At 55.9% G+C, this 6,185-nt stretch carries 7 protein-coding genes and 1 pseudogene; 5 read left to right on the top strand and 3 right to left on the bottom strand.

Annotated elements, in window-relative coordinates:
• Positions 1 to 242 precede the first annotated feature (242 nt).
• Positions 243 to 797 (bottom strand): AAA family ATPase, encoded by a 555-nt coding sequence (locus AC2D8V_RS06130; protein ID WP_484732624.1) that lies wholly within the window; start codon positions 795 to 797, stop codon positions 243 to 245.
• A complete protein-coding gene (locus tag AC2D8V_RS06125) occupies positions 794 to 1,795 on the bottom strand; it encodes a methyltransferase (protein WP_484732623.1) in 1,002 nt (333 codons plus the stop codon). Before AC2D8V_RS06125 ends, AC2D8V_RS06130 begins: the two co-directional genes overlap by 4 nt.
• Positions 1,796 to 1,907: 112 nt before the next feature.
• Between AC2D8V_RS06125 and AC2D8V_RS06120 the strand changes: the two genes are divergently transcribed.
• Positions 1,908 to 2,705, top strand: a complete 798-nt coding sequence (locus tag AC2D8V_RS06120) for an efflux RND transporter periplasmic adaptor subunit (protein ID WP_484732622.1) — start codon at positions 1,908 to 1,910, stop codon at positions 2,703 to 2,705.
• A 239-nt stretch (positions 2,706 to 2,944) separates the two neighbouring features.
• Here the strand turns inward: AC2D8V_RS06120 and AC2D8V_RS06115 are convergent, their stop codons facing one another.
• Positions 2,945 to 3,169, bottom strand: coding sequence for a DUF5681 domain-containing protein (locus AC2D8V_RS06115; protein WP_484732621.1), 225 nt, complete (start codon positions 3,167 to 3,169; stop codon positions 2,945 to 2,947).
• Between the two features lie 161 nt (positions 3,170 to 3,330).
• On the opposite strand from AC2D8V_RS06115, the gene AC2D8V_RS06110 reads away from it, so the two are divergent.
• From AC2D8V_RS06110 to AC2D8V_RS06095, 4 genes and pseudogenes are all read left to right on the top strand, one after another.
• Positions 3,331 to 3,768, top strand: coding sequence for a Zn-binding domain-containing protein (locus AC2D8V_RS06110; RefSeq protein ID WP_484732620.1), 438 nt, complete (start codon positions 3,331 to 3,333; stop codon positions 3,766 to 3,768).
• Positions 3,768 to 4,121: pseudogene (locus AC2D8V_RS06105) on the top strand (nuclease-related domain-containing protein); the annotation flags it as partial. The gene AC2D8V_RS06110 and the pseudogene AC2D8V_RS06105, both read left to right, overlap by 1 nt.
• A 219-nt stretch (positions 4,122 to 4,340) precedes the next feature.
• Positions 4,341 to 5,483 (top strand): ATP-binding domain-containing protein, encoded by a 1,143-nt coding sequence (locus AC2D8V_RS06100; protein ID WP_484732668.1) that lies wholly within the window; start codon positions 4,341 to 4,343, stop codon positions 5,481 to 5,483.
• Between the two features lie 59 nt (positions 5,484 to 5,542).
• Positions 5,543 to 5,926 (top strand): DUF6508 domain-containing protein, encoded by a 384-nt coding sequence (locus tag AC2D8V_RS06095; protein WP_484732619.1) that lies wholly within the window; start codon positions 5,543 to 5,545, stop codon positions 5,924 to 5,926.
• Positions 5,927 to 6,185: the final 259 nt, after the last annotated feature.

The raw sequence follows: 6,185 nt of genomic DNA, 5'->3' as shown, positions 1-6,185 counted from the left end.
TTTTCGGTTGAGTGGAAGACGCGGGAGAGATCCCGCTTCTTGACGGATGAATGGAGCAGCCATTTTCGTTCCCCCGGAAATTGGAACTTAAGTAAAAACAAATACAACTCTTACGAGCGCCCTGTAATGCCAGGACTTGAGATTTTATCATTTATTAAAATCATCCTTGCCGATGTGATGGCAAAAAAACAGACTAGACAACACACAATATTTCGCTGCGCACACAGGAAATCGATTCGCCGTTACGTCGCCCATGAAATGACTCTCAGCACATTTTTCAGTGTCGTCCCGACTTCTCTGTCGCTTAAGACAATGTGATCCGCATGACCACGCACTTTGGCTCTTTGATGCTCAAGCAAGGGCGCGACAATACTGGGATACGCGCGCAAATATTCGTGCAGCCAGGACGAGAACGAAGCGTCCTGACTGCTCCGCGGTGCCGGCATAAGCTGCAAGATCTTGCGCGCAAGACAGATGTCTGGCGGCGCATCAAGCCAGACAACGCAATCAATCAGTGTCGCTGTTGGCTGATAGGCCCGCCCCAGCGGCATATCGAAGATCACCATCCCCCTCTCACGAGCAGCTGTCAACGCCGGTAAAAGACCGGGCGCGTCGATTTCACCGTAGGGTGAACCTCGCTTGAGCCAATCGACCATGACCTCCGGACCTTGCTGGGTCATGGTCTCGTAATTGTCCCAAGCCACCACGCCTGCGCCCAGTTGTTTCGCGACCGCCGTTGCAACGGTGGTCTTCCCCGACCCGGGCGCGCCAGCGACTGCAACGATCCGTCCCGTCACGGCTTTTGCCCCGCAACGAGGTGGAAAGTCGTGCCAAAGGATGCAGAACTCGGTACCAGCAGATCAAGACCGGCTGCCCGCATCCACTCGGCATATGTATCCGGCGTCCGGTAAAACCGCGCAAAAACCAGATTAGCACCAAGACCGATATCCGGCGTCGGCGGTTCATCCTCAACCCTCCCGCGTTCAACAACAATCAGTCGACCGCCCGAGGCGAGACTGGCTGCCGCGCGCGACAGCATGCCTCTCGCCTCTTCTTCAGACCAATCGTGCAACACGGATTTGAAACAAATCGCATCAACCGGTGGCAGCGGTCCACGGCGCGCATCACCGGCGACGAATGATAACCGCGCGGCGGTATCCGCGTCCGCATAGCGCCTCTGCCCGATATGAACAACTGCGGGAAGATCCAGAACAGTCACCGACAAGGCGGGCCACGCTGCAAGCAGGCATGCGCCAAATGCGCCGGAATTGCCGCCGACGTCCAACAGTGTTGCGACCCCGTCCAACGGCATCAACGGTGCGATAACCGCCCCCTCGCGTTCGGTCAGTGCACTCACGTAATCGACCCAAGGCTCGGTCGCCTGTATGTCAGCCGCCTTGATTGTTCCCGCGCGACCATATTGGAAGAAGTCAAACGTATCGGCCGCCGTCATAAACCGCCGCGGGCTGCCAAAAAGCAGCTCGGGAAACCGCAGGCAATCTGCAGCCGACAGGGCATTGAATTCGATTATTGAACGCAAAGCCGATCCGCGTTGGGCCAGGACCTCTCGCATAGCTTCGGTAAGGGCAAGGCTGTCGGGCTCCAGAACGCCGGCCTGCCGCAAAAGTTTTTTCAGCAGACCGCCCGAACGCGACCCCGCGAACACGCCTTTCCGCTTTATGGCCGCTGAGTCTGTGAGCTCAAGCAGCCCCAACCTGAACGCCGCTTTCACCGCTACTACGGCCGAAAAATCGGATATGAGTCGGTCTTCCAATTCTTGCGATGTCTGTGTCATGCCGCCCCACTCTTCACCACAGACAACCTCTTTCCTTGAGCAAATTGCAAGGTTGATTATTTCGCGCTTTGCACGAATACTCCAGCACAAAGCGTGTATTCCGGGAGCTCTCATGCGACGACTTTTGCATTTTGCCTTGTGTCTCGCGGCAGTGCCTGCTTCTGCGCAAAGCTATGATTGCCTCATCCAGCCAAAATCAATCGTCAATCTTGTCGCCGCGGATCAGGGCACGATCGCCGAAGTGATGGTCGGGCGCGGCGATTTCGTCAGCAAAGGACAGGTTCTCGCCAAACTCGAGGACGGCATTCAAAAACTTCAGGTTGACCTGACGGCGGAGCAATCCTCCTCTGACGTTGAAATTCGTGCCGCAATGGCGGAACTGGAACTACGCGTCAAGGAACTGGAACGTGCGCAAACGCTGGCAGAGCGTTCCGTTGTCACCGAGCGCGCTGTCGAAGAAGCCATTGCGCAACGCAAGATCAGCGAGTTGGCAGTGGAACGGGCTCGGCTTGCAAAAATCCTGGCACAGCTTAGCCATCAGCAGGCAGTAGTCTTCTGGGAACGCAGAACCATTGTTGCCCCAGCGGATGGGCTAATCCTTAAAGTGGACGGCCAGCCGGGCGAATACGCGCATGAGCAGTTTGCGCTCATGACGCTGGCCGAAATCGACCCCTTGAAAGTCGAAGCGTTCCTGCCGCAAGAGCAATTCACCGCGATATCGGTCGGAGACATTATCCGGGTTCGCCAGAAAGCACCTTTGGAAGGGACTTACGACGCCAGGGTGGCCACGGTTGATCGTGTCTTCGATGCCGCCAGCGGTACCTTTGGCATTGAGCTGGAAATCGACAATCCAGACGGCGACATTCAGGCTGGCACGCGGTGCAATTTGATTTTGGCAGCCCAAAACTAACGGCAACGACACCATGAAAACTGCTTAGCTGCTGGTTTTCGCAGGCGCGTCTGTTGTGTATTCATCTTTCTGCCGTGGCCAGTCCCGTCATACAAAACCAAAATCCCAATCTTTCAGATTTGTAAGTTGGGTGTTGAGGATCGTGATGGTGTTTAGCCTTTGGTGCAGGACCAATATGGTCAGCAGGATCGCCCACTTTTTGTAACGCGACAGTGCCGATCAGCTCTCCGGCGTCAGTATCACGCGATCACCGGCAAACCATGTGCGGCCGTATGCTTGCCTACGCCGTTCTGCTGAACGCCAATTTCCTTGGCAGACAGTTTCTTCAGCTCATCATGCAGCGATTGTTCTTTCTTATTCTTGCCAAACGGGTTACCGGACTGTCCCTTCTGCCATTGCGTGTGCTTGGGAGGTTTGCCGTAACCGACGTCATATGTGTCTTCGGAGTTCTCTTCGTCCGGCATTAGAAGTCCTCCCTATTTTCTGGCGCACCCGTTTCGGAACAAGCATGTCCAGCGCCTTGCACTAGTGCAGAGGAAGCCTCTCCTGTTTGGACAAGTCTTGCTGCCCCGCCCGTTATCTCCTGCCAGCGCCGGATCGCCACATCGACGTAACCCCCTTCAGGATGGCCCCTGTCCTCACCCTCGCGCACGCGCTCATGCGCCAACTGACGCTTGAGTGCGGATATTCCTCTGCATCCCTTCAGGAAAGGATCTATGCCGGGACCGGCGATGAGCAGATGGCAGGGCTTCTTATCTATACCGCAACACCGGACTCGGACGGGACGCTCGGCGGGCTCGAACGTCAGGGAAAAGCGGGGCGCATTGAGGGCATTCTGCAACGTGCGATCGACGCGATCGAGTGGTGCTCCTCCGATCCGCTCTGCATCACGGACATGATGGGTGCGGAAAACAGCTACTCGCATTCGGTATGCCACGCATGCTGCCTTGCGCCCGAGACGTCATGCGAAACGTTCAACAGCTTTCTCGATCGCGCGCTCCTGACCGGCGATGGGACGCGCTCGGGGCTTGGGTTCTTTGAAGATTTGGTCGCGAGGGCGTAATGGCGATACTTTGGCCCAGAACTATCCCACGATCCATTCTGGAAGACTCGCGCCGCAGCGCTGAGGTGCGGGTATATAGCCAGCTTGCAAAGGCCCTCGATGATAGCTTTTCGGTTTTTTATACGCGCCCTTGGGTCGGACTTGATCGCCTTGGCAACGAAATTGATGGCGAATGCGATTTCTTAATCGCGCACCCGACACACGGAATTCTGGCAATTGAGGTAAAGGGTGGCGGCATAGAGTTTGATCCCGAAAGAGATCAATGGATTTCTGTGGACCGCGGGAATTTTCCACACAAGATCAAAGATCCAGTTGCGCAAGCAAGGTCCGCAAAACATGAGATAAGAAAACGCCTAAAAAATTCACGTCGATGGAATCCGCGCTTCATTCACGAAGCACAAGGAGTAATTTTCCCTCAGTCCGAAAGGATCAAGGGAGATCTTGGGCCAGATCGTCCTCGCAAACTGTTCTGTTGCCAAGGGGAGTTCTACACCGATTTGCGCGGGTGGATTTCTCGCCGGATGAATGAGGGGCAGCGGCCCCAAAACTGCGAAGACTTGGGAAAAGATGGCATGGCAGCACTGGAGGAGCTGTTGGCCAAGCCTTTCAAATTGAGCTTTGTAATTGGGGCGGCTTTGTCAGAGGCCGCTGAAGACTTTCAGGCACTTGAGCCCTCACAATATCAGATACTTGAGACAATTTCTGAGGTCCCTCGCGCTCTTATCCGAGGTGGCGCAGGGACCGGCAAGACCGTGGTGGCGATCGAGGAAGCACTGAGATCCGCTGCGGCTGGACGGAAGACCCTTCTGACCTGTCACAGCCGCCCGCTGGCGACGAACCTCAAACGGAAGCTGAAAGATATTGAAAACCTCACGATCGCCGGATTTCACGCACTTTGCGGGCACATCTCTCGCAAGGCTGGTGTCCCGCCGCCTTCGAACATCAGTGAACGGGAACTCTATGAAAGTGCGCTGCCAAACGCGCTCTACCGCGCGATGGAAGTTCAGCCGGCACTCAAGTGGGACACGATCATTGTCGATGAAGGCCAAGACTTTAGTGCCGATTGGTGGATCGCAATCGATGCCTGCCTGAGCCACGGTGGACACCTCCGCGTCTTCATGGACAGCAACCAGAGGGTCTACGAGCGCGCCGGGAATGGCGTTCATGATCTGAGCGTCGTTCCGGTTCGGCTTTCCCGAAACCTCCGCAACACTAAGAACATCCACAGTGCCGCTTCGATGCATTATTCCGGCCCTGAGATAATAGCGGACGGGCCCGATGGCCTCGAGGTCTCGTGGATTAATGCCGAGAATCCCGATGCAAAGCTCGAAGCCGCATACAGGGAGCTTCGACGGCTCGTATTCAAAGAGGAAGTCGCTCCTGGTGACATAGCTGTGCTTGTCAATGGGCCAGCCGCCCGAACGGGCTTCCTCGAGAGAAGTAGCGGGACAAGCATTCCGCTTACCGATGCCGAAACCATGGCGCTCGAAGACGTGGTGGTGGATACCGTGCGACGGTTCAAGGGTCTCGAACGACCGGCAATAATCCTGATTGTCAGCGGCGACGAAATGGACGGCCGCGAGCTGGCCTATGTCGCGTTCTCGCGAGCGCGGGCCTATTTGTGCGTGGTGTCATCCCAAGGCGAAACCAAGTGGCTATCGGAAGGGTTGCAGGACATCCATCCCTCTCGCATTACATGCGTCTGCGCGACCTAGTTACTTTGAGCGAAAAGCACGGCCGGGTTAACCCATAATTGATTTGCCCGAAGGCCGTCATGCGCGATTTCGTGCTGTTCCGACTCTGGGGCAGGGTGTCACGGCCCTTCCCGCCCGACTTGCCCAGCGGAGTAACCCGGGTTCCTTATTCTGTTCACAGTGAAATGGTCACACGTTTCGTGGATATGCTGTACCGGGAAAACTGGATTACGTCATTCAATTGGCCTCAATGGCTTGAAACCCAGGATGCGCGTGAGCTGTTCGAACCAGACGGTGCTGCGTTGGCGAAGGCGAGCGAAGAGCAGCTAAGCAGAGTGTTGACCGTCTGCGAGCGCAGATGCCGTTTCGCATGGGGAGATCCTTTGCTGGAAGAATTTGAATCCGGCCTCATCGCTAGTATTGTCCGGCGAGCGGCAGATTTGGCAAAGGAAGGAAACCGCTGAGCCGTCGAAATCCATACCTGAATGGCCGGCATTTTTTCCGCCAGCAGAATGGTGTCACGCCACATGCGTACTCGAAAAATCCCAATCTTAGGGGTATTCGTTCCACATTTTTTCGACACGCATTCGGCGCTACTGGCGTCAAACCAGCGATCCAGTTCATCACCTCGCAAGAAAGCGAAGTTTGGATTATCGGTGGCTGACCAGTGTCACCGGATTTCTCACCAGGTGAGCATTTCTCGGACAGGACGCCTGCTTCTCT

The organism is Roseobacter sp. YIN89, assembly GCF_057219365.1.
The sequence above is the reverse complement of the archived record's forward strand: the minus strand, read 5'-3'. Positions and strand labels throughout refer to the sequence as shown.